Annotated in this window: 24 protein-coding genes; 10 read left to right on the plus strand and 14 right to left on the minus strand. The window is 71.6% G+C overall.

Annotated elements, in window-relative coordinates; translation table 11 throughout:
* Positions 1-32: 32 nt before the first annotated feature.
* A complete protein-coding gene (locus P8A18_RS18880; protein ID WP_306056016.1) occupies positions 33-299 on the minus strand; it encodes a DUF397 domain-containing protein in 267 nt (88 codons plus the stop codon).
* On the minus strand, positions 280-1,122 hold the full coding sequence (locus P8A18_RS18885; RefSeq protein WP_306056017.1) for a helix-turn-helix domain-containing protein: 843 nt from the start codon (positions 1,120-1,122) through the stop codon (positions 280-282). Before P8A18_RS18885 ends, P8A18_RS18880 begins: the two co-directional genes overlap by 20 nt.
* Positions 1,123-1,235: 113 nt before the next feature.
* Between P8A18_RS18885 and P8A18_RS18890 the strand changes: the two genes are divergently transcribed.
* The 3 genes from P8A18_RS18890 to P8A18_RS18900 are packed head-to-tail and all read left to right on the plus strand — an operon-like array spanning position 1,236 to position 2,597.
* Positions 1,236-1,478 (plus strand): hypothetical protein, encoded by a 243-nt coding sequence (locus tag P8A18_RS18890; RefSeq protein WP_360467737.1) that lies wholly within the window; start codon positions 1,236-1,238, stop codon positions 1,476-1,478.
* Complete coding sequence (locus tag P8A18_RS18895; protein WP_306056019.1) at positions 1,468-1,710, plus strand: hypothetical protein; 243 nt, start codon at positions 1,468-1,470, stop codon at positions 1,708-1,710. The genes P8A18_RS18890 and P8A18_RS18895 overlap by 11 nt, the downstream gene beginning before the upstream one ends.
* A gap of 53 nt (positions 1,711-1,763) precedes the next feature.
* Positions 1,764-2,597 carry an inositol monophosphatase family protein gene (locus P8A18_RS18900; protein ID WP_306056021.1) on the plus strand — a complete coding sequence of 278 codons (834 nt, stop codon included), beginning with the start codon at positions 1,764-1,766 and terminating at the stop codon, positions 2,595-2,597.
* On the opposite strand, the gene P8A18_RS18905 is transcribed toward P8A18_RS18900, so the two are convergent.
* A complete protein-coding gene (locus P8A18_RS18905; RefSeq protein WP_306056022.1) occupies positions 2,569-2,958 on the minus strand; it encodes a hypothetical protein in 390 nt (129 codons plus the stop codon). The genes P8A18_RS18900 and P8A18_RS18905 overlap by 29 nt on opposite strands.
* Before the next feature lie 297 nt (positions 2,959-3,255).
* Between P8A18_RS18905 and P8A18_RS18910 the strand changes: the two genes are divergently transcribed.
* Together P8A18_RS18910 and P8A18_RS18915 are read left to right on the plus strand one after the other, a co-directional pair.
* Positions 3,256-4,128, plus strand: coding sequence for a hypothetical protein (locus P8A18_RS18910; RefSeq protein WP_306056023.1), 873 nt, complete (start codon positions 3,256-3,258; stop codon positions 4,126-4,128).
* Complete coding sequence (locus P8A18_RS18915; RefSeq protein WP_306056024.1) at positions 4,125-7,892, plus strand: caspase family protein; 3,768 nt, start codon at positions 4,125-4,127, stop codon at positions 7,890-7,892. The genes P8A18_RS18910 and P8A18_RS18915 overlap by 4 nt, the downstream gene beginning before the upstream one ends.
* Before the next feature lie 81 nt (positions 7,893-7,973).
* On the opposite strand, the gene P8A18_RS18920 is transcribed toward P8A18_RS18915, so the two are convergent.
* From P8A18_RS18920 to P8A18_RS18930, 3 genes are all read right to left on the minus strand, one after another.
* Entirely contained in the window at positions 7,974-9,494 is a 1,521-nt protein-coding gene (locus P8A18_RS18920) for a PTS transporter subunit EIIC (protein WP_306056025.1), read from the minus strand.
* A 44-nt stretch (positions 9,495-9,538) separates the two neighbouring features.
* A complete protein-coding gene (murQ, locus tag P8A18_RS18925) occupies positions 9,539-10,504 on the minus strand; it encodes an N-acetylmuramic acid 6-phosphate etherase (protein ID WP_306056026.1) in 966 nt (321 codons plus the stop codon).
* A 77-nt stretch (positions 10,505-10,581) separates the two neighbouring features.
* A complete protein-coding gene (locus P8A18_RS18930; protein ID WP_018554883.1) occupies positions 10,582-11,499 on the minus strand; it encodes a MurR/RpiR family transcriptional regulator in 918 nt (305 codons plus the stop codon).
* 103 nt (positions 11,500-11,602) lie between these two features.
* Here P8A18_RS18930 and P8A18_RS18935 point away from each other — a divergent pair, with 103 nt between their 5' ends.
* The gene (locus tag P8A18_RS18935; RefSeq protein ID WP_026250244.1) at positions 11,603-11,971 is read left to right on the plus strand and encodes a DUF8819 family protein; all 369 of its coding nucleotides are present in this window, start codon (positions 11,603-11,605) and stop codon (positions 11,969-11,971) included.
* On the plus strand, positions 11,968-12,243 hold the full coding sequence (locus P8A18_RS18940) for a DUF4031 domain-containing protein (RefSeq protein ID WP_018554885.1): 276 nt from the start codon (positions 11,968-11,970) through the stop codon (positions 12,241-12,243). The genes P8A18_RS18935 and P8A18_RS18940 overlap by 4 nt, the downstream gene beginning before the upstream one ends.
* 36 nt (positions 12,244-12,279) lie before the next feature.
* Here the strand turns inward: P8A18_RS18940 and P8A18_RS18945 are convergent, their stop codons facing one another.
* The 5 genes from P8A18_RS18945 to P8A18_RS18965 all read right to left on the minus strand — a co-directional run bounded on the left by P8A18_RS18945 (position 12,280) and on the right by P8A18_RS18965 (position 16,762).
* Entirely contained in the window at positions 12,280-13,509 is a 1,230-nt protein-coding gene (locus P8A18_RS18945) for a Cmx/CmrA family chloramphenicol efflux MFS transporter (RefSeq protein ID WP_026250245.1), read from the minus strand.
* Positions 13,510-13,667: 158 nt separating this feature from the next.
* Positions 13,668-14,318, minus strand: a complete 651-nt coding sequence (locus P8A18_RS18950) for an HD domain-containing protein (protein WP_306056028.1) — start codon at positions 14,316-14,318, stop codon at positions 13,668-13,670.
* Between the two features lie 293 nt (positions 14,319-14,611).
* Positions 14,612-15,517: a transporter substrate-binding domain-containing protein gene (locus P8A18_RS18955; RefSeq protein WP_051094697.1), complete on the minus strand. Its 906-nt coding sequence runs from the start codon at positions 15,515-15,517 to the stop codon at positions 14,612-14,614.
* 28 nt (positions 15,518-15,545) lie between these two features.
* On the minus strand, positions 15,546-16,319 hold the full coding sequence (locus tag P8A18_RS18960; RefSeq protein ID WP_306056029.1) for a hypothetical protein: 774 nt from the start codon (positions 16,317-16,319) through the stop codon (positions 15,546-15,548).
* Entirely contained in the window at positions 16,316-16,762 is a 447-nt protein-coding gene (locus P8A18_RS18965; protein ID WP_306056031.1) for a hypothetical protein, read from the minus strand. The genes P8A18_RS18960 and P8A18_RS18965 overlap by 4 nt, the downstream gene beginning before the upstream one ends.
* A 119-nt stretch (positions 16,763-16,881) precedes the next feature.
* Between P8A18_RS18965 and P8A18_RS18970 the strand changes: the two genes are divergently transcribed.
* Positions 16,882-17,535 (plus strand): maleylpyruvate isomerase family mycothiol-dependent enzyme, encoded by a 654-nt coding sequence (locus P8A18_RS18970; RefSeq protein WP_306056032.1) that lies wholly within the window; start codon positions 16,882-16,884, stop codon positions 17,533-17,535.
* 89 nt (positions 17,536-17,624) lie between these two features.
* Here P8A18_RS18970 and P8A18_RS18975 read toward each other — a convergent pair whose 3' ends face one another.
* A complete protein-coding gene (locus P8A18_RS18975; protein ID WP_306056033.1) occupies positions 17,625-18,173 on the minus strand; it encodes a hypothetical protein in 549 nt (182 codons plus the stop codon).
* Positions 18,170-18,721, minus strand: coding sequence for a hypothetical protein (locus tag P8A18_RS18980; protein ID WP_306056034.1), 552 nt, complete (start codon positions 18,719-18,721; stop codon positions 18,170-18,172). The genes P8A18_RS18975 and P8A18_RS18980 overlap by 4 nt, the downstream gene beginning before the upstream one ends.
* Positions 18,722-18,857: 136 nt before the next feature.
* On the opposite strand from P8A18_RS18980, the gene P8A18_RS18985 reads away from it, so the two are divergent.
* The gene (locus P8A18_RS18985; protein WP_306056036.1) at positions 18,858-19,415 is read left to right on the plus strand and encodes a GNAT family N-acetyltransferase; all 558 of its coding nucleotides are present in this window, start codon (positions 18,858-18,860) and stop codon (positions 19,413-19,415) included.
* Positions 19,416-19,447: 32 nt separating this feature from the next.
* Here the strand turns inward: P8A18_RS18985 and P8A18_RS18990 are convergent, their stop codons facing one another.
* Positions 19,448-20,392 (minus strand): AraC family transcriptional regulator, encoded by a 945-nt coding sequence (locus P8A18_RS18990; RefSeq protein WP_306056037.1) that lies wholly within the window; start codon positions 20,390-20,392, stop codon positions 19,448-19,450.
* Between the two features lie 110 nt (positions 20,393-20,502).
* Between P8A18_RS18990 and P8A18_RS18995 the strand changes: the two genes are divergently transcribed.
* Positions 20,503-21,300 (plus strand): SDR family NAD(P)-dependent oxidoreductase, encoded by a 798-nt coding sequence (locus P8A18_RS18995; RefSeq protein ID WP_306056038.1) that lies wholly within the window; start codon positions 20,503-20,505, stop codon positions 21,298-21,300.
* The last annotated feature ends 84 nt before the right edge of the window (positions 21,301-21,384 follow it).

Here is a 21,384-nt window from a genome sequence, read left to right on the forward strand (position 1 = left end):
ACTCGATCAGGGCCACTCGTATTGCCGGTGGTTCAGCCGTGCTTGAGGTCGGTGATGAAGGGGTGCCAGGCGGTCGTGTGGAAGACGATGGCCGGGCCGTTGGGCACCTTGGAGTCGCGGACGGGGACGATGTCGGCGTTGCCGTCGAGGACTTCGAGGCAGTTGCCGCCGTCGCCGCCGCTGTACGAGGACTTGCGCCAATTTGCGACCTCTACGCAGTTGCCGCCGCTGGCATCGCTGTAGCTGGACTTGTGCCAGGTGGCCGTGGACAGGTCGTAGTCAGATCCGCTGCGCTTCATGCTCGTAATCCTCCGCCACCGACTCGATCAGGGCCAGGGATGCTGTCGGTGAGAGCGCGCTGGCCACGACCAGATCGTAGGTCAGTTCGTAATGCCGTACGGATGCCGGATCGTCCTGCAACTGTCCTGTGCCCAAGCCTTCCAGGTAGGCGAGCGGTGGTGCGTCGGAGAAGGCCATCAACTTGAGCGAGCCTTCGAGTGCCATGTGGGCACCTGCACAGAATGGCAGCACCTGCATGATGATTCTGTGTTGTGTCATCAGGCCCGCGATGTGGCGAAGTGCCGCTGCCATGACCTCCGGGCCGCCCACCTGTCTGCGCAGCACTGCCTCGTCCAGTACGACCCACAACATCGGCTGTGTTGGATCGGCGAGCAGTTGGGTGCGTTCCAGGCGAGCCGCCACCAGATCGTCGATCACGCTGGCGGCGGCGGTGGGAAGTCCGCCCCGGAACACCGCCCGCGCGTACGCCTCCGTCTGCAACAGGCCCGGGATGAGCTGGGGCGCGTACTCCTTGATCGTGGTCGCTCGGGCCTCCGCCTCGGCCGCCTCCGCGAAGTGTTCCGGGTACTTGGACTTCTGTAACGCCGCGCAGTTCCGTACGAAGAAGCCGTCCGCGTCCAGGATCTCGTCAAACTTCGCCGCCTGGTCCATCTGCATCCGCCGCACCCCGGACTCCAGCTGGCCGATGAACGAGCCGCTGAGGAAGAGCGGGGCGCCCAGTTCGGTCTGGGAGAGGCCGGCTCGCTCTCTTCGGTGGCGGAGTTCCGCGCCGAGGAGGGCGCGCGGGGAGGAGGAGGGGTCGAGCTTTCTGGGACCTGGCATGACAACTCCCGGTTGCACACGTGCGGTTGTTGGGGCTGCACCTCTTCCAGGCTAACGAGAGAATCACCACTCTGGGTATGCATCTTCATTACTCAGCGTGGAAGGAATGGATCATGACGACTACGGAACGGCGCAAAGCGGCGGCGAGCAGAGTGCGGGAGGCCGAGGAGATGGTGGCGCGGCTGAGGGAAGGGTTCGCGGGGGTCGGGGTCACGTTGCCTTCGCTGCGGGTCGACCCCGTCTCGTGCGCGAGCGACGAGACGAACGTGCTGGTCGACCTCGGGCGCTGCAACCTCGACACGGCGCTTCGGCTGTGCGGTGTGCTGGATGGGAAGGCAGCGGGCCATGGCGGGTGACGGAGGCGGACCGGAGGCGTGTACGCCGGAGCCGGGGTCCTTCGCCGTGGACGCGCGGGACGGGCGGGTCGGCCGGGTGATGGGGCGCGTCGGGCCGTACGTGCAGCTTCGGCCGCCGGGGGGTGGGCCGGAGTGGGACTGCCCGCCCGACTCGGTCCGGCCGGCCCCGCCGGGGGCCGTGCTGCGGGCCCGGGTGACGGAGCTGAACCGGGAGGGGAAGCTGCCTCGGTGACCGGCCGCCGACAACGCGGCCGTCGAAAGCGCAACCGTCGATAGCCTTCGGGCATGGTGACCATGAGCATGAGCATGGAGAGCGATGCCCGACTGGCCGTCAGGGCGGCCCGCGCGGGTGCGGCCGTCGTCCGCGAGATGTACGGGGAGTCGCTGGCACGGTTCGACAAGTCGGCCGGTGACTTCGCGACGGCGGCGGACCTCGCGGCCGAGGAGGCCATACTCGGCGTGCTCCGCGCGGCCCGGCCCGAGGACGCGGTGACGGGTGAGGAGAGCGGGGCGAGCGGGGCCCCGGGCGCGGAGCGCAGGTGGCTGGTCGATCCGCTGTGCGGCACGCTGAACTACGCGGTGGGCAGCATGCTCGTCGCGGTGAACGTCGCGCTGCGGGTGGGTTCCGGGATTACGGCGGCCGCCTCCGCCGATCCGTTCAGCGGTGAGGTGTTCTGGACCGACGGCGCGCACGCGTGGGTGCGGGCGGGGGACGGGGCGGACGAGAGGCTCGTCCCGTCGGCCGGGTCGCGACTGGTCGACGTCAACCTCGATCCGCCGTTTCCGCACGCCCCCGGCTTCCGTGCGGTGGAACTGCTCGCCATGCCGGGGTTCGCTGCCGGGTTCCGGCCGCGCGTCATCTCCAGCACGCTCGCCGTTGCCTGGGTCGCCGCCGGACGCCGGGCCGCGTACGTCACCGACGGCGGCACGGGGCTGCGCCTGGACAGCGTGCACTTCGCCGCCGGGATCGCGCTCTGCGAAGCCGCCGGGTGCGTGGTGACCGGCATCGACGGCCGGCCCGTCCACACGGGCACGGGCGGCCTGGTCGTGGCGGCGGACCCGGCCACGCACGACGCGCTGTTGGCGCTGGTCAGGGGGCTGGGACCGACCGGCGGATGAGCCAGGCCCCGGCGCGCGGCCGGGAAGCCCGCGCGGTGGCCGGTGCGCCGCTCACCCGATCGTGGGACGCTGAGGAGAGCGGCCCCGCGCCGCGAAACGACGCCTCGGCACGACGGAGGGAGTTCCGGGACTTTGCGTCGCTGTGAAGCAGGTAATTGCGCCAGGCGCCCAACTCCTCGAAGAACGTGCGATGTTCCTTCGGGAGGCCGGACTTGTCGTCACGGTCGAGGCTGGAGGCCGCGTTGCGCAGGCCACACCAACGGTCGATCCAGGTGCCGCTGGGTGTGACGTCAGCCTGCAGGAAAACCCAGTTGGCGTACCCTTCAGCAGCCCCCTGGGCCAGGACCAATGTCGCGATCACAGCATCCCGCCCGCGCTGCTTGCGCTTCGTGCCCGAGCTGCCCGCTGCCTACTCCTGCTCCGTTTCTCGGCAAACCGCTGTGCCGCAAGCGACCGCGCCCTGGCCTGTCGGAAAAGCGCCTGGCGGCCGTCGTATCGGTGTGTTGTCACGGCGGCAATAGTCTCAGCCGCATCCGCCACAGCCACCGGTACGGCCTGCGACATTGCTGCCGCTGTTGGGATTCCCCAGCCGGGGATGGCGATGGCCTGGTAGGTGTGGAGGCGGCGGGACCGGATCCTTCTTGCGGATGGGGCGGGCATGGCGCGGGTGGTGTGTGTGCATGGGATTGGGCAGCAGGTGCAGGGGGAGGACCGGCTGCGGTCCGCGTGGTGGCCGGCGTTGAGCGACGGGCTGCGGCGGGCCGGGGCGGAGGGCCTGGTGACGGAGGCGGATGTGGTGGTGGCCTTCTACGGGGATCTGTTCCGTCCGGCCGGGCAGTTCCTCGCCGCCGGTGATCCGCCCTACACCGCGGCGGACGTCGCGGAGGGCTTCGAGCGGGAGCTGCTGGCCGCGTGGTGGCGGGCCGCGGCCGAGGTCGATGCGGAGGTGGTGTCGCCGGCCGCCGAGGACACGTTGGTGGCGACCCCGCGGTCGGTGCAGGCGGCTCTGCGGGCTCTGTCGGGGTCGAAGTTCTTCGCGGACCTTGCGCTGCGGGCGATGGTCGCGGACCTCAAGCAGGTACGCGCCTATCTGACGGACCCGCGGACGCGCGAGGAGGCACGCGGCCGGGTCACGGCCCTCATCGGTGCGGACACCCGCGTCGTGGTGGCGCACTCGCTCGGCTCGGTGGTCGCCTACGAGGCACTGTGCGCGCTGCCGGGCCACGGGGTGCGGGCGCTGGTGACGATCGGCTCGCCGCTGGGCATCCCCCACCTCGTCGTCCACCGCTTGCAACCCGCCCCCACCGGCACGGGCACGGCGGTGCGCGGAGCCTGGCCGGGCGGCGAGGGCCTGGTGTGGACGAACCTGGCCGCCACCGGCGATGTCGTCGCGCTGGTGAAGGACCTGCGCCCCGTCTTCGGCCAGCAGGTTCGTTCGGCGCTGCTGTCCAACGGTGCGCACGCACACGACGCGACCGCCTACCTCACCGATGCGCTGTGCGGGCAGGCGATCGCCGAGGGCCTGACGTGAGCGACGCGCATGACGGTACGGCGGCCGGGCCCCGACGGTTTCTGATGGCCGCCGTAGTCGCCGACTATCCGAAGAACCGGGACTGGAACCGACCCGGCCTGGTCGAGGCCCGCGACAGGGTCGTCGGCCTGTTCACCGGCCCGCTCGGCTACCGGCTCCACGACCCGCTGCCGCTCAGCCCCACCAGGCAACAACTGACCGACGCCCTGCGCGCGTTCTGCGCTTCACCGGAGCGGCGTGAGGACGATCTGCTGACGCTGTACCTGTCCTGCCACGGCGAGATCCTCGACGATGGTGACGAGCACGTCCTGCTCACCGCCGACACCGACCCCGACGACCTGGTCTACACCGCGCTCCCCACGGCGGAACTGACGCGGACGATGCTGCGCGGCACCCGGATCCGCAAGGTGATGCTGCTGCTGGACGCCTGCTACGTCGGACAGGGCGGCAACCAGACGGCCGCCGCCGCGCTGGAGCGTCTGGGCGCGGCCTGGGGCAGGACGTCCGGGTCAGGGCTGGTCGTCGTCTCGTCGGCCCAGCCGCACCAGCCGGCGACGGCAGGGCTGTTCCCGACGTTGCTGGAACAGGCGGTCACCGGCCTGTCGGTCGCCGGGCACGCCCCCGTCACGCTGTCGGTGAACGCCATCGTGCAGCACATCAACGGCTCCGAGGACCGGCCTGGACACCAGCGGATCGGCCTAACCATGGTCGGCCTGGACGGCGAGCCGCCCGCGTTCTTCCCCAACCCCCGCCACGACACCCGCCTGAACGGCGTCGATCTTGCTCTGCAGCAGGCCGCTGCCTTCGACGAACAGGACCAGCGGCGCGAGATGGAGTTCATCTCCCGCCTGCTGGTACGCGCCATGGGATACCAGAACGGGCCCGACGACGACTCAACCGCCCCTGCCTGGTGGTTCAGCGGCCGCCGCATCGTCCTGCACGACCTCGCCGCCTGGCTCAACGCCCCCACGAGCAGTAACGACCGGGCGTGCCGGGTCGTCACCGCGGCCCCCGGCTCCGGCAAGACCGCCGTCCTCGGCCTCATCGCCGCCCTCGCACACCCCGAGCGCCGCCGCACCGTTCCCCTCCACGCACTCGGCCTACCGCAGGACCTCCTCGCACCCGGCACCATCGACGCCGCCGTCTACGCCCAGCACCTGACCGACACCGACGTCCTGGACGCCATCGCCGCCGCCGCCCGCCTGCGCACCGCCACCGTTGGCGAACTCCTCGACGCCCTGAGCGGGCGCCCGCAACCGCTGACCGTCCTCATCGACGCCCTCGACGAAGCCGCCACCCCCCACACCCTCTGCACCACCGTCCTGCGCCCCCTGATCGAGCACTCCCGCGGCCGCATCCGCCTCCTCCTGGGCACCCGTCCCTACCTCCTGCCCCGGCTCGGCATCGACGCCCCCGACACCCGCCACGTCCTGGACCTCGACAGCCCCCGTTACGCCGACCGCCCCGCCCTCACCGCCTACACCGCCCGCACCCTGCTCCAGGCCCGCACCACCTCCCCCTACCGCGACCGGCTCGACGCCGTAGAGCCGGTCGCTGAGGCCGTCGCCACCGCCGCCGGACACTCCTTCCTCATCGCCCGCATCACCGCCGGCACCCTCGCCGCCACCCCCACCGTCCCCGACCCCGCCGATCCCGCCTGGCGGGCCTCCCTGCCCCGCCACGCCGGCGACGCCATGCGCGAAGACCTCCGCCAACGCCTCGGCCACCACGCCGACCGCGCCGCCGACCTCCTGCGCCCCCTCGCCCACGCCCAGGGCCAGGGCCTGCCCTGGGAAGACATCTGGGCCCCCCTCGCCACCGAAGTCTCCGGCCGTACTTACACCGACGACGACCTCCTGTGGCTGCGCCACAACGCGGGCTCCTACGTCGTCGAGGCCACACAGGACGACCGCTCCGCCTACCGGCTCTACCACGAGGCCATGGCCGAGCACCTGCGCGAGAACACCGACGACCGGGCGGTGCACACCGCGTACGTACGCGTCCTCACCGACCGCGTGCCCTACCGGGCCGACGGCACCCCCGACTGGTCCCGTGCCCACCCCTACACCCTCACGCACCTCGCCCACCACGCCGCCCGCGCCGGGCTCATCGACCAACTCCTCGCCGACCCCGAATACCTCGTCCACGCCCACCCCCGCGGCCTCACCCCCCACCTCCACCACGCCCACCACGACACCGCCCGTCTGACCGCCGCCGTCTACCGCACCGGACTCCACCTCCACCGCAACACCAGCCCAGGAAAGCGCCGCCAACTCCTCGCCCTCGACGCCGCCCGCGCCGGGGCGCGCCACCTCCACCGCGACCTCACCCGTCGCATCCCAGTCGGCACTTGGGCACCGGTGTGGGCCACCGGCAGCACGTTCAGCCCTGCTCTGCGCGACACCCTCACTGGCCACACGGACCTCTTGGTGGCGGTGGCGTGCACGATGCTTGACGGTCGCCCCGTTGCAGTCACCGGCAGCGGGGACGGCACAGTGCGGGTGTGGGACCTGACCGATGGCCAGCCCATCGGCGAACCCCTCACCGGCCACACCGACATCGTGGTGGCGGTGGTGTGCACGATGCTTGACGGTCACCCCGTTGCTGTCACCGGCTGCAGTGACGACGCGGTGCGGGTGTGGGACCTGAGCGCTGGCTGGCCTATCGGTGAGCCCTTCACCGGCCACATCAACACCGTGGTGGCGGTGGCGTGCACGATGCTTGACGGTCGTCCCGTTGTTGTCACCGGCAGCGGGGACGGCACGGTGCGGGTGTGGGACGTGAGCGCTGGCCGGCCTATCGGTGAGCCCTTCACCGGCCACACCGGCGGCGTGGTGGCGGTGGCGTGCACGATGCTTGACGGTCGTCCCGTTGTTGTCACCGGCAGCGGGGACGGCACGGTGCGGGTGTGGGACCTGACCGATGGCCGGCTCATTGGTGAGCCCTTCACCGGCCACACCGGCGGCGTGGTGGCGGTGGCGTGCACGATGCTTGACGGTCGCCCCGTTGTTGTCACCGGCTGCAGTGACGGCACGGTGTGGGTGTGGGACCTGACCGATGGCCGGCCCATTGGCGAACCCTTCACCGGCCACACCAACACCGTGGTGGCGGTGGCGTGCACGATGCTTGACGGTCGCCCCGTTGCAGTCACCAGCAGCAGTGACGGCACGGTGCGGGTGTGGGACCTGACCGATGGCCGGCCCATCGGCGAACCCTTCACCGGCTACATCAACACCGTGGTGGCGGTGGCGTGCACGATGCTTGACGGTCGCCCCGTTGTTGTCACCGGCTGCAGTGACGGCACGGTGTGGGTGTGGGACCTGACCGATGGCCGGCTCATCGGTGAGCCCTTCACCGGCCACACCGGCGACGCGGTGGCGGTGGCGTGCACGATGCTCGACGGTCACCCCGTTGCAGTCACCGGCAGCGGGGACGGCACGGTGTGGGTGTGGGACCTGAGCGCTGGCCGGCTCATCGGTGAGCCCTTCACCGGCCACACCGGCGACGCGGTGGCGGTGGCGTGCACGATGCTCGACGGTCACCCCGTTGCAGTCACCGGCAGCGGGGACGGCACGGTGCGGGTGTGGGACCTGACCGATGGCCGGCCGGTCGCGGAGTTTCTCACCGACGACCCACGCTCCGTAGCGTTCACCAGCACCGGCGACCTCGTCATCGGCTTCCACAACGACGTAGCCGTCTACCGCCGCCAACCACACAACCCCACCGCTCACGACGGACCAGCTAGCGCACCTGTACAGAGCTGAGAGAACTCCCTGCGGCATCACGCGCCTGACGGTGGGGCATTGCACCTCATGCCGGTCACCAACTGCTGTCGGTCTTGCGCCTCAGAGCGCCGCCGGTTCCTTCGCCGTCGCGGACGCCGGGGCCGGGGCCGGGTCCGGGTCCGGAGCGGTCGCCGGGGTGGCCGTCGGGTCCTGGGACACGTTGAACTCGGCCAGGAGGTCCTTGCTGAAGCCGAAGAAGTACGTGGCGACGAAGCCCGCCAGGTAGCCGACGAGGAGGCCGCCCGCGTAGATCGCGACCGTCGCTCCCAGGCCGTGGTTGCCGTCGAGCAGCGGGAACAGGGCCCAGCCGGACGGGCCGATCGCCGTGGAGCCGACCGCGTCGCCCAGCTGGTTGAAGAAGCCGACGAACGCGCCGCCGAACGCACCGCCCACGCACGCCGTGACGAACGGGCGGCCCAGCGGGAGCGAGACGCCGTAGATCAGGGGTTCGCCGACGCCCAGGAAGCCCGCGGGCAGGGCGGACTTGATGGTCCTGCGGATCGACTCGTTGCGCGGGAGGCGGAAGAAGACCGCGATGGCCGCGCCGACCTGGCCCGCTCCGGCCATGGCGAGGATCGGGAGCAGGACCGTGTAGCCCTGCTGCTCGATCAGCGTCGTGTGGATCGGGATCAGCGCCTGGTGCAGGCCCAGCATGACCAGCGGGAGGAAGAAGCCGCCGAGGACGAGACCCGCGCCCGCGCCGCCGTTGGAGAGCAGCCAGTCCGCGAACGTGCCGATCGCGGTGGAGATCTCGCCCGCCACGTACATCAGGCCGAAGATCGTGACCAGGCCGGAGATCAGGACCGTCAGCGTCGGTGTGACGAGGACGTCCAGCGCTTCCGGCACCCAGCGGCGGCACCACTTCTCCACGTACACCGCGAGCACCGCCGCGCCCAGCGCGCCGAGCACGCCGCCCTGGCCGGGGGAGAGCTTCTGGCCGAACGCCTCGATGTTCGCGACGCCCGGGAAGACGATGATCGCCGCGACCGCGCCGCCCAGGATCGGGGTGCCGCCGAACTCCTTGGCCGTGTTGAAGCCGACGAAGACCGCGATCAGCGCCATGAAGCCGGACGCCATCGCCGCGAGCGCCGGGGTGACCGACGGGAGCCAGCCGAGGTTGACCAGCAGGCCGTTGAGCCCGGCGATGATGCCGCATCCGATCAGAGCCGGGATCAGCGGCACGAAGATGTTCGCGATCCGGCGCAGGAACAGCTTGAACGGCGTGGCGTTCCTCGCCTTGCGGGCCGCCTTCATCTCGGCGCCCTGCGCGGCCAGCTCCTCCGCCGTGAGCGGGGCGGCGGGGGCAGGGGCCTCGGCCCGGCCCTCCTCGACCAGCTTCTCGAACTCCGGGGTGACGCGGGCGACCGTACCGGGACCGAGCACGATCTGGTACGTGTCGTCCTCGACCACGCCCATGACGGCGGGCACGGCCTTCAGTGCCTCGTCCTGGACGAGCGAACGATCGTGCAGGCCCAGCCGGAGCCGGGTCATGCAGTGGGAGATGGAGCTGACGTTCGCGGCGCCACCGACGAGCGGAAGGATCGCGGCGGCAGTGGCGCGGTTCTTGTCTTCTGTAGCCATGGTGCGTGGTGCCTTGCTGTGCGGGGGAGGGGTGGTGCGGTGGGTCAGGTGGTGCGGGGGGCGGCGGCGAGGGCGGCGCGCAGGTGGCCGTCCGACGCGGACAGGAGGCCGGCGGCGGTGGGGCCGTCGACCTGGCCGAGGATGGTCAGGATGGCGTTCTTCACCTCGCCGTCGGTGGCGGTGAGCGCCGTCTCGATCTCCTCGTCCGACGCTCCCGTGGCCAGCGAGACGATGCGGCGCGAGCGGGCGCGCAGCTTCTCGTTGGAGGCGCGCACGTCGACCATGAGGTTTCCGTACGTCTTGCCGAGCCGGATCATCGTGATCGTGGAGATCATGTTGAGGACGAGCTTCTGCGCGGTGCCCGCCTTGAGGCGGGTGGAGCCGGTCAGCAGCTCGGGGCCGACGACGACCTCGATCGGGTGCTCGGCGGCGGCGCCCAGCGCGGAGTCCGCGTTGCACGACAGGCCGAGGGTCAGGGCGCCCTTCGCGCGGGCGTGCTCGACGGCCCCGATCGCGAACGGCGTACGGCCGGAGGCGGAGATGCCGACCACCGTGTCATCGGCGGTGAGCCCCAGCGCTTCGAGGTCGGCGGCGGCCAGCTCCTTGCTGTCCTCGGCCCCCTCCACGGCGGTGACCATCGCGGACGGGCCGCCCGCGATGAGGCCGATGACGTCGGCCGGGTCGGTGTTGAAGGTGGGCGGGCACTCGCTGGCGTCCAGCACGCCGAGCCGGCCCGCGGTGCCCGCGCCCGCGTAGATCAGCCGGCCGCCCCGGGCCATGCGCTCCGCGACGGCGTCGATCGCGGCGGCGATCTCGGGGAGGCGCGCGGCGACGGCGGCGGGGACGGTCTGGTCCTCGCCGTTCATGATCCGGGCGATCTCGTCGGTGGCCAGCCGGTCGATCTCGGCCAGCTCCGGGCGGAACGCCTCGGTGGTCAGTGTGGCGAGCTGGGCGCGCAGCTCGCCGTACCCGTCGGGGGTGGTGGCGTCGGCGTCGGTGAGGGAGGTCATGGAGAGCGGCTCTGCTTTCTCGTAACGCGTGCGGTTCTGCGGGTGCGGGTGCGGGTGCCGGGGTGGCCCGGCGACGGTCAGCGGGTGCGCGGGTTGTGCCGGTGGGCCAGCGCCTCGTAGGAGGCGGCGAGGGCCGGGGCCGCCGTCTCGTACGTACGCTGCGCGACGCCTATGAACAGGCAGTCCACGACCAGGAGCTGGCTGGTGCGGCTCGACATCGCGGCCGGGCGCAGCTCGCTCTCGCGGGCCGTGGACGTGGTCAGCACGTGGTCCGCGTACTGCGTGACCGGGCCGTCGGGGCGGCCGGTGATGGCGACCGTCGTCGCGCCCCGGTCGAAGGCGACCCGCAGCGGCTCTATGACGTCGCCCGTCGAGCCGGAGTGCGTGATCGCGATGGCCATGTCACCGGAGCGCAGCTGCACGGCGTTGGTCACCGCGAGGTGCGGGTCCGTGTGGGAGTGGGCGATCAGGCCGATCCGGGCCAGCTTCTGGGCCAGGTCCTGGCCGACGAGGGAGGAGGCGCCCACACCGTAGATGTCGATCCGGCGGGCGGTCGCGGCAGCGGCGACGGCGGCGCCGAGCTGCACGGTGTCGAGCCCGGCGGCCGTGTCGGCGAGGGTCTGCTGCTCGTCGTAGGCCAGCTTGGCGACCACGTCGGCGATCGGGTCGTCCACCGCTATGTCCGCGGTGACGGCGGGCGCCCGGCCGGACTCCTGGTGGGCGGCGAGACCGGCCAGCGCGAGGCGGAGGTCGCGGTAGCCGGGATAGCCGAGGAGGCGGGCGGTGCGGACCACGGTGGCCTCGCTCGTGCCCGTGAGCTCGGCGAGACCGGTGACCGTCAGGGCGGCGCAGCCGGCCGGGTCGCCGGCGACGGCCTCGGCGACCCGCTGCATCGAGCGGGTCATGGACGGCGACAGCGTCCGCACCTTGGCGGCCAGGGCTGCCGGGGCGGGTGGCGAGTCCGGACTGAAACTTTCCTTCAGGTCATTGGTCACCTTTGAAAGATATTTTCAACCCCGGAGTCCGTCAACCCCCCTTTGGTACCGACCTGTGGCGGAAGCCGCGGAATCCGCCACCGGGCAGGTGGAGAATGGCCCCATGGAGCCGAACCGTCTGGAGCAGGTGCTGCACACCGCCCGCGCACTCGTCATGGCCGACCTCGCCGCCGGAGACGTCGCCGAGGCGCAGATCGTCTCGATGGTCGAGGACGCGGTGACGCACCGGCGCTGGTGGGTGGAGCAGTGGCCGGACGGCGTCGAGTTCGTCGTGGGCCTGGTCGCCCAGGACGTACAGGACGCGCTGCTGGAGAAGTACGGCCGCTGGCCGCTGTGCCCGGTCTGCGACGCGGGCGACCCGCACGCCCTGGACGTCGAACCGGAGCTCGGCCCGCACCCGCACTGGGTCTGCGCCAGGACCGCGGTCGCGGTCGCGCCGGTCGGCGGGCTCAGCGGGATACCGCGCCCGTGACCCTCTACATCGACCCGCCGAACTGGCCGGGACACGGCAGGTTCTGGTCCCACCTGGTCAGCGATGTCTCGTTCGACGAGCTGCACGCCTTCGCGGCGTCCATGGGCTGCCCGCCCCGGGCCTTCGAGCGGGACCACTACGACATCCCGGACGCCCGATACGAGGACGCGGTACGGGCGGGCGCCCAGCAGATCGGCTCCAAGGAACTGGTCCGCCGCATCACTGAGGCCGGCCTGCGCCGCCCGAAGCACCGCCCGGCGCCGCGCGTGTGAGGGTGCGTGGCGGCCGGGTGTGCGCGCGCCTCCGGCTCAGCCGGCCGCGCAGTCGGCGGCGGACTCCACCGCCGCGCCCTTGCCCACCGAGCCCGCCGCCACCAGCCGGGACGCCGAGCCGCGCGCCCGCTGGAGCCGCAGCGACACCACCACGGTCGCCAGCGCCGCCACCGTCATCGCCGCGCCCGCCCACGCGGTCGCCTCGAACCCGAAGTCCGCGTCGATCACCGCGCCGCCCAGCCAGGGCCCTCCGGTGTTGCCCAGGTTGAACGCGGCGGTCGTCGTCGCCCCGGCGAGGGTCGGGGCGGCGCCCGCCACGTTGAACATCCGGGCGTTCAGCGCCGGCGCCGTGTAGAACGCCGACAGGCCCAGCAGGAACGACAGTGCGATCACGGCCGCCTGGTTCGAGGCGAACAGCGCGAGCGCGGCCAGGAACACGGTGGACGCCGCGATCCCGCTCAGCAGCACCCCGAACAGGTGCGCGTCCGCGACCCGGCCGCCGATCGTCGTACCGACCAGCGCCCCGAACCCGAACAGCGCCAGCACGGTCGGCACCCAGCCCGATTCGAGTCCGGCGACATCCGTCAGCAGCGGTGCGAGATAGCTGAACGCGCAGAACACCCCGCCCGCCGCGAGCGCGGTGAGCACGACGGACAGCCACACCTGCCGGTCGCGGTAGATGGCCATCTCACGCCTCAGCTGCGGCTTCTCGGCCGGGAGCGGGATGCGCGGGATCAGCGTCATCACCCCCACCAGCGCCACCGCCGAGGCCGCGCCGACCGCCCAGAACGCCGAACGCCAGCCGAGGTTCTCCCCGAGGAACGCCCCCAGCGGCACGCCCAGCACATTGGCGATGGACAGCCCGCCGATCATCACGGCCATGGCGCGGGCCCGCGCGTTCACCGGCACCATCGCGATGGCGACCGCCGCGCCGACGGCCCAGAACCCCGCGCACGCGAACGCGCTGACCACGCGGGAGACGAACAGCACCTCGTACGTCGGTGCGAGCGCGCCCGCGACCTGCCCGAGGCCGAAGACCGAGATCAGCGCGATGAGCGTGGTGCGGCGGGGCAGCCGCAGGGTCGCCACCGCGAGCAGCGGGGCACCGATCACCATGCCGATCGCGAAGGCGGATATCAGGAGCCCGGCACGCGGGATCGACACGTTCATGTCTTCGGCGATCGGCGGCAGCAGCCCGGAGAGCATGAACTCGCTCGTTCCGAGGGCGAAGACCGAGAGGCCGAGGATGTAGACGGCCAGAGGCATACGGGAGCGGCCGCGAGCGGCGGAGTCGGGCATGACAGCTGCCAACAGCGAAAACAGCCCTGGCATTCCCCGGGTATTCCCGGGGTGTTCCCGGCGGCCGTCGCCGTGGGTGCCTCCTGGCCGCGCGCTCCGGCGCTCCCGCCGGCGCGTGCGCCGGGTCACGCGCCGGTCAGCAGCTCCAGTTCCGTCAGCAGGTTCTGCCGCGCCCTCGGCTCCCACTCGGCCGCCCCGTACGGCGTACGGAACAGCCTGGGCAGCCCCAGCAGCTGCCGCAGCACGGCGGCCCGCCCCTCCCGGAACGCCTCGTCCGGGACGAAGCCGTACTCCTCGCGCACCTGAGCCGCGTACTCCCCGTACTCCTTCGGCGCCGCCGCCAGGATCGCCAGGTCCGCGTCGCACAGCACCTCGCCGTTGGCGTCGCCCGTGGCCGGATCGTGCGTGACGGTGAGCCGGACCAGCCGGGCGACCTCCGCGGTGACGGCGTCCGGCGCCCCCGCCTCGGGCAGCGCGCGCTCGGCGAGTACGGCGCTGCGCTCCTCGTTCTCCGAGCGGTCGGGCCGGTAGACCGCGTCGTGGAACCAGGCGGCCAGGCGTACCGCGTCCGCGTCGGCGGCATGACCGGCGAGCGTGTCGATCCGGTCGAGGACCGCCGCGAGGTGCGCGGTGGTGTGGTACTTGCGCTGCGGCTCGGCCCAGCGCGCCAGGAGGTTGTCGGCGTACGGCAGCGGGTCGGGGCCCTCGTCGCCGCCCCGGGCGGCGACGAGGGCTTCCTGCCATCGGATGCGGAGACTCTGCGCGCTGTCGGTCATGGCGGCGACTCTAAGGGCTGTCCCGCAATTCCTGGCGGGCGCACGACGTCAGCTACGGCACCTCGCCGCGTTGTCGAAACGCCCGAATACATCCCGTATGCGGGCGCCTCTCTGCCTTGCGATGCACCGCATCTGACGCCGGGCGCTGATCCACCAGGAATTACGGGACAGCCCTTAGGGCCTGTCGTCACGTTCCCGTCGTTCGCCCGGAGGGCGGGCCGGTGCGGCGGGAGTGCGTGCACGGCGTCGGCCGGCGGACGGGAATGCGACGACAGGGCCCTGGTCCCCGCCGGTCAGTCGGCGGGGCTGTCGCCCGGCCGGTCCACGCAGGACAGGGCCATGATCTCGTCCTCGGTGGGTTTGGCCTCGTCCCGGGTCTCCTTGGGGACGGCGGGAAGGCTGTTCTGGAAGTCGCGTTCCCAGGAGGTCGCCTGGCGGATGTACTGCGTGAGCGCGTCGCGCAGCCGGACGCAGTCCTTGCGGTGCCCCTTGGCCATGGCGATGCCGTAGTCGTTGGGCTCCCCGAACTTGATGCCGGGCACGACCCTGAGCGACGGATTGGCCTGCATGAACCCGTAAAGGATCAGCTGGTCCGTGGAGACCGCGTCGACCTCCTTGTCCTTGAGCGCCTTCACGCAGTAGCTCGCGTCCTCCTCCGTACGCTTGACGATCTTGTCGTGCGCCGGCTTGTTGAGCTCGTTGGCGGACGTGGTGCCCTTCCAGACGCAGACGACCTTGCCGTCGAGGTCGGCCAGGGTGCGGATGCTCCGGTCGTCCTTGCGGATCAGGAAGCCCTGCTGGGTGGAGGCGTACGGGCCGACGAAGTCGAGGTCGTCGCCGCCCTTGTCCTTCGGCGCCATCCGGCTCGGGGTGATCGAGTAGGTCGCGGCCACCAACTGGACGTGGTCGTCGTGCAGCAGCTTGGCGCGGTTCTTGGACAGCACCCCGCTGAAGCGCGGAGTGTCGTAACCGAGCATGTTCATGAGGGTCCCGACCACGGAGATGTCGAAGCCGTTGTACTCGCCGTCGTGCGGCGAGAAGCTCGTGCCCGGCTGGTCGCTCTTGGCCCCGACCTCCGTCCGGTCGCTGAGGATCGACTCGGGTTCGGAGTCGCAGCCGGTCGCCGCCGCGTACAGAACGGCCGTCGCGACGGCCGCCGTGACGGTCACCGCCCGCCGGTGTCGGGCTGCTCCTGTCATCTCATGCCTCGCTCCCTGTGAGTTGTCGTCAGGTGTTGTGCAGGACGGCCTGCCAGTCCAACAGCCGCAGGGTGCAGCCTTCGACGGTCCGCACCCGCAGTTCGAAGGAGGTCCCGGACCGGGCGGCGAGATCGCCGAGGGCGAAGTCGGTGGTGGAACGGGCGGGCAGATTGGACCGGCGCGGACTGACCCCCTGGGTGACCGCGGTGAGCTGGACCCGCGTCTTGTGGGAGCACGCCGGGGCGCTCGGGTCGTCCTCCCCGACCTCCAGGGTGAGCCGGAGCCGGTCCCGCCGGTCGGCGCGTTCCGGCTGGGGCATCGTCAGCGTCAGCACACTGCCCGACGCCCCGGTCAGCGGCCGCTTCCCGGTCACCTGGATCACCGTCGCCACCTCGCCGTTGCGTACGACGTTCTGGAACGACCACCAGCTGATCAGAGAGAAGACGAGCGACGCGATGAGCAGCAGATCGGGCAGCCGGGGCCGCGCGCCCCCGGTCCCCCGGCCCACCCCGCCGGCCCGGCCGCGCTCGGGTCTGCGTACGCCTATGTGGGCGACGGCGGCTAGAAAGGCGAGGACGAGGAAGACGAAGAAGACGACGTACTGCTTGCGCGAGCCGCCGGGCCAGTTCCACACGGCGTAGCCGGTGAGGGCGACGGTCAGGACGAGGAACAGCCATCCCGTGACGAAGGAGGCCCGCTGGATGAAGACCTGGAACAGCGTGTCGGCCCGGCCGATGACCGTGCTGTCGCGACCGTACGACCGGCTGGAGATTCCGCCGTTGTCGCCGGGGTCGTGGCTCACGACAGGTCGTCTCTCGGGTACTGGTTCAACGTTCCGACGCTGCCGATCACCGTGGTGTAGTCGCCGTGCGACTCGACCGAGATGTGCGGGCCGGGACCGGGGCGGGAGCGGGGAGCTTCCACCAGGTCCACGAGGCTGTCACGGCCGCGCGGGTTCTCCAGCCAGGTGGTCAGCGCCGCGGCGAGCCGCTCGCGCTCCTCGGTGTTCAACCTCGCCACCATGCTGTCCAGCTCGTCGGCGGCCCGCGGGGTGAGCGCGGCCTCGTCGTCGGCCGCCGCCGCTCCGTCCAGCCCGACGAGGTGGCGGAAGGCGCCCTCGCCCGCGTCGACGGTCCGGTCCGTGATCCGCTGCACGGCGCCCTCCATCACACCATCGGTCATGCGGGCGGCGAAGTAGGAGAAGTGAGGGACAAGTTGGCCGGCGAGATCGATCAAGAGGGACACGATGGCTCCCGGAGACTTAAGGTGTATGCCAACTCTCTTGGTACACAAGGGTAATTGAGTGTGCGTCACTTCGGCATGGCGAGCCGGTGGTTCCCGGCCATCGGTGGTTGCATGGGGCCGTGACCGAACCACGTGATCCCGACCTGCCCGGTCTCCTCCTGCGCACGGAGCGCGACCTCTTCGTGCCGCTGCTGAGGGACGCATCCGACCGTGATTTCGAGCTGCGCACCGCCTGCCCCGGCTGGACCGTGCGGGACGTCCTCGCGCACTGCGGGGCCGCCCTGAACCGGGTGGTGGAGGGCCGCTTCGAGCGGGGGGTGTTCAGCCCCGAGTCCAACGACCGGGACATCGCGGACCGGGCCGGCTGGACGAACGCGCAGGTGGTGGACGAACTGGAGCGCGGTATGACCGAGGCGGGGCCGGTCGTCGCGGCCTCGGGCGGTGCGATGGACGGGATCGCGCTCGGCGAGTGGGTGCACGCCGGGGACGTCCGCGAGGCGTTCGGCCTGCGGGGCGCCTACGAGGGCCCGGGGCTCGGCCCCGCCCTCGCCCTCCTCGCGGCCGTGACCCGTGCCCGGGAGACGCTCCCGCTCACCGCCCGGCTGACCGGCGCCGCGACCGAGCTGACGCTCGGCGCGCGACGGGACGACCGGAAACCGGCCCGGTACACCGGGGACGGGGCGACCCTGATCCGCCTGTACGCGGGCCGGCCGCTGACCGGTACGCGGTACGAGCTGGACGGGGCGCGCGAGAGCGAGCTGAACATCTTCTGAGGGCTGAGGGCTGAGGGCTGAGGGCTGAGGGCTGAGGGGGCGGGTGCCCTGTCCGGCCCGGCGGGCGGGTGCCCCGTCCGGTCCGGCGCTCACCCCGTAGCGGGCAGGCCGAAGCGGTCGGCGATGATCCGCAGCGTCTCGGCACCGTCGTCGTTGAACCCGGGCTCGGCCTCGTAGCGCGGGGTCTCCCGGCCGACGATGCCGGCCGCCAGCAACTCCCGTACCAGCAGGTCGCCGTGGCGTCGCGACTCGCGGCGCCGGCCTATGTTGAAGTACGTCTGCGAGAACCCGCGCCGGCTGTGGATGAAGTGGAACGGGTGCGCGTCGCAGTGCGGGACCATGTAGTTCTGCCCGTGCGGGCAGTCGCACGCCGGGGTCGAGGCCAGGAACACCGTCTCCACCGGGTTGGGGCTGCCGAGCCGGTCCTCGTAGCGGAACCCGGTGACGTGACCCGCCTGGTCCGCCACCTTGCCGCCGGTGCTGGTGCCCGCGTCGTGCGTCACCCAGACCCAGCCGTCCGCCTCGCCCTCCGCACGGGCGGGCAGGCCCACCTCGGCGCAGATCGCGCTCAGCACGGGCAGGTCCAGGCCCCTGGCGTACGTGACGAACGTGTCCGGGGCGATGAGGGGTGTGGTCACCGCGCCGTCACCGCCGGGGCGAGCGGCGGCGACGGCAGGCCGAAGCACTTCGCTATCGCGCCCGCGATCCGCTCCTCGCGGTCGAAGTCATGGTCCTCGTAGCAGTCGTGGCCCTCCTCCGTCTCGCACCGGGTGCACTCCGACTCCGGGCCTATGAGGTTCGCCGCGAGCAGCTCGGCCGACATGTAGTCGGGGTTCTCGCCCACCCGGCTGCGCAGGTCCTCGAAGCTGAAGGAGAGCGTGTAGGCGCCGTCGCGCAGATAGTCGAAGCTCGGGCCATGCGCCTTCGCGCTGCACGGCTCGGTCACGAACACCACGACCTCGGCCCCCTGCGGGCAGACCCGCCGGTAGTCGACGTTCTCCCAGTCCTCCAGCTCGTCGTTGACCATGTCGTGCACCGCCCACATCCAGCCGTCCGCCTCGCCCTCGGCGAGCGGCTCGCGGTTCAGCTCGCGCAGTCCGGAGGTGAGTGCGGACAGGGAGAGACCCCGGGCGAAGACGAGGTTGACCTCGTGCCCGGGGAGGGCATCGTGCAGCAAGTCGCTCATGGCAGGAGCGTAGACGCGGGCACTGACAACGGGCCTGCGGGGCGGGGCGGTGGGGCCGGCCGGCCTCTGGGGACCGGCCGGTGCGGACCGTTCCGCCCGCCGGGGCGCGCCGCCTCGTCTCCCCTACGATCACCGCATGATCGACGGAAAGCTGGTCCGCATACGTGCCCTTCGTGCCTCGGACCTCGACGCCCATCTCCGGTGGCGCAACGACCCCGAGGTCGTGCACTGGGCCGCTGGCGGAGACCCGCACTACGGCCCCATCACTCGCGAGTCGTTGGAGCGCTTCCACGACGCCCGGCTCCGCCAGGACCCGCGTGTCGAGGCCTCGTTCACGGTCGAGGACCTGGCCGACGGCCGCCCCATCGGCACTGCCGACTACCGGGACATCGATCCATTCGCGGGGGAGGCGACGGTGGGCATCGTCATCGGCGAACGCAGCCACTGGGGAGGCGGATACGGTTCCGAGGCCCTGCGGTTGCTCCTGAAGCACCTGTTCGGAGCGTGCCGTGTGCGGCGTGTCGAACTGGACACCTGGAGCGGTAACGAGCGCGCCATGCGTGCGTTCCGGGGCGCCGGCTTCGTCGAGGAAGGACGGCGGCGCTCCGCCGTCCGCGTCGGCGACCAGTGGTACGACCGGGTGGTCTACGGATTGCTGTACGAGGAGTGGGCGGAGCGCCGGCGCGGGCACTGACAACGGGGCCGTACGGTCCACGGCCCCCGCTCTCAGTGCTCCGAGGGCGGGGGAGGCTGGGCATCGCCGCTACCGGGCAGGCCACCGAACCCTCCCCGGCGCAGCTGTTCTCGCAGGCGGGTGCCGTCCGCCGCCGGTGATGCTCCGTAGAGGTGACGGTAGTCGCGGGTGAAGTGGGGAACGCTTCGGTAGCCGACTGCGATGGCCGCTTGTGCTGCGGATTCTCCGAGGACGACCATGCGGTGGCGGGCCTCGCCGAGGCGAAGGCGCTTGAGGTATTGCGTGGGTGTCATGGAGGTCGCTTCCTTGAAGCGTCGGTACAGGGTCGGCTCGCTGGTGCGGATCTCGGCGGCGAGCGTCCTCATGGACCACGGCTCGGCCATGCGGTCGGTCAGCAGGCTCACGGCACGGGGTACGACGGGGTCGCCGTCGTCGAGTGCGGCGAGGACGCGGGGCGCTTGATCGGTCTGCAGCAGGCGCAGCACGATCTCCCGTGAGATCAGCGGGCCGAGGACGGGGATGTGTTCGGGCTCGTCGAGCAGGGCGAGCAACCGTGCGAAGGCGTCGGCCAGGGCGGGTGACCACATGCCCAGCCGGTCCATTCGCCCCGCAGGGTGCGCCTTGCGTGGCATCACGGCGGCGACTTCCGCCACGAGGTTCGGGTCGAGCTGCCACCGGGCTGCCAGGAAGCCCCGCTGCGGGTCGGTCTCGACGACGCTGGAGACGAGCGGCAGGCCGACCGGAGTGATGATGAACTTCTCCCGGCCCCAGACCTGGTCGTCACCGCCGATGAGGGTGCGCTTGCGTCCCGCGAGAACCGTGGACAGGGACGGGGTGTAGTGCTGGTATCCGGGCTCGGTCGCGGCGGTGACATGGCTGAGCCGGAGACCGAGCGTCTGCGCCCGTGCCTGGTCCCGGGCATGCCGCGACACGATCTCGGCCGCTCGATCGAGGCTCTGGGCAGTCGCGGCGTCCATGCCCCTATCCAAAGCCCTGTTCCTGCCGGTCGCCGCGGCGGACACGATCTGGCAAGGGGCTGATCGTGTCAGGCAAGGGGCGAGGCGGCACGAAGGCGGACGATTGAGGCATGGAAACGAATGAGCAGCTTCTCGCCTCCCTTCCCTCCGACACCGCGCTTGCCGGGCGTACCGCGCTGGTCACCGGGTCGTCGAGCGGGATCGGCGAGGCCACCGCCCGGGTTCTCGCTGCCTCGGGTGCCGAGGTCGTCGTCAGTGGCCGCGATGCCGGGCGGGCACAGAGCGTCGTGGACCGGATCGTCAAGGACGGCGGGCGGGCCCACGCGGTCACCGCGGACCTCGGCGCCGAGCCCGCCGACATCCGTGCCTTCGCCCAGCGCGCGCAGGACGCCCTCGGCGGAGCCGTCGACATCCTCGTCAACAACGCGGGTGTGTACCCGGGCCTGCGTACCGAGACGCTCACTGACGAGGAGATGCAGGCGCTGTGGGCGACCAACATCCGTGCCCCGCACGTGCTGGTCGCCGAGCTGGCGCCACGCATGGCCGAGAGGGGAACCGGCGTCATCGTGAACATCGGTTCGTGGATGGCCCGGGTGGGCGTCCCCTTCAAGGCGCTGTACCCGGCGACCAAGGCGGCCGTGGAACAGCTGACCCGGGCCTGGGCGGCGGAGTACGGTCCTCGTGGCGTCCGCGTGAACACCGTCGCGCCGGGAGCAACGGCCACCCGCGGCACGTCTGCCGGCGCGGACCAGCTGGCCGAACTGACGAAGGGAACCCCTGCCGGGGTCCCCGTACGGCCTGTCGACATCGCCCACGCGGTCCGCTTCCTCGCCTCCGACCAGGCGGCGTTCGTCCACGGCGCGACGCTCGACGTCGACGGCGGGATCGCAGCCACCCGCCTGCGCTGACCGGAACCGAAGCCGGTCACGGCGTACCGGCATGTCTGACGACAGGCCCTCGGGCCTGTCGTCAAACTGCCGTCGTCGCCCGGC

Origin of the sequence: Streptomyces sp. Mut1 (assembly GCF_030719295.1) — a bacterium.
In the GTDB taxonomy this organism is placed as follows: Bacteria; Actinomycetota; Actinomycetes; order Streptomycetales; family Streptomycetaceae; genus Streptomyces; species Streptomyces castrisilvae.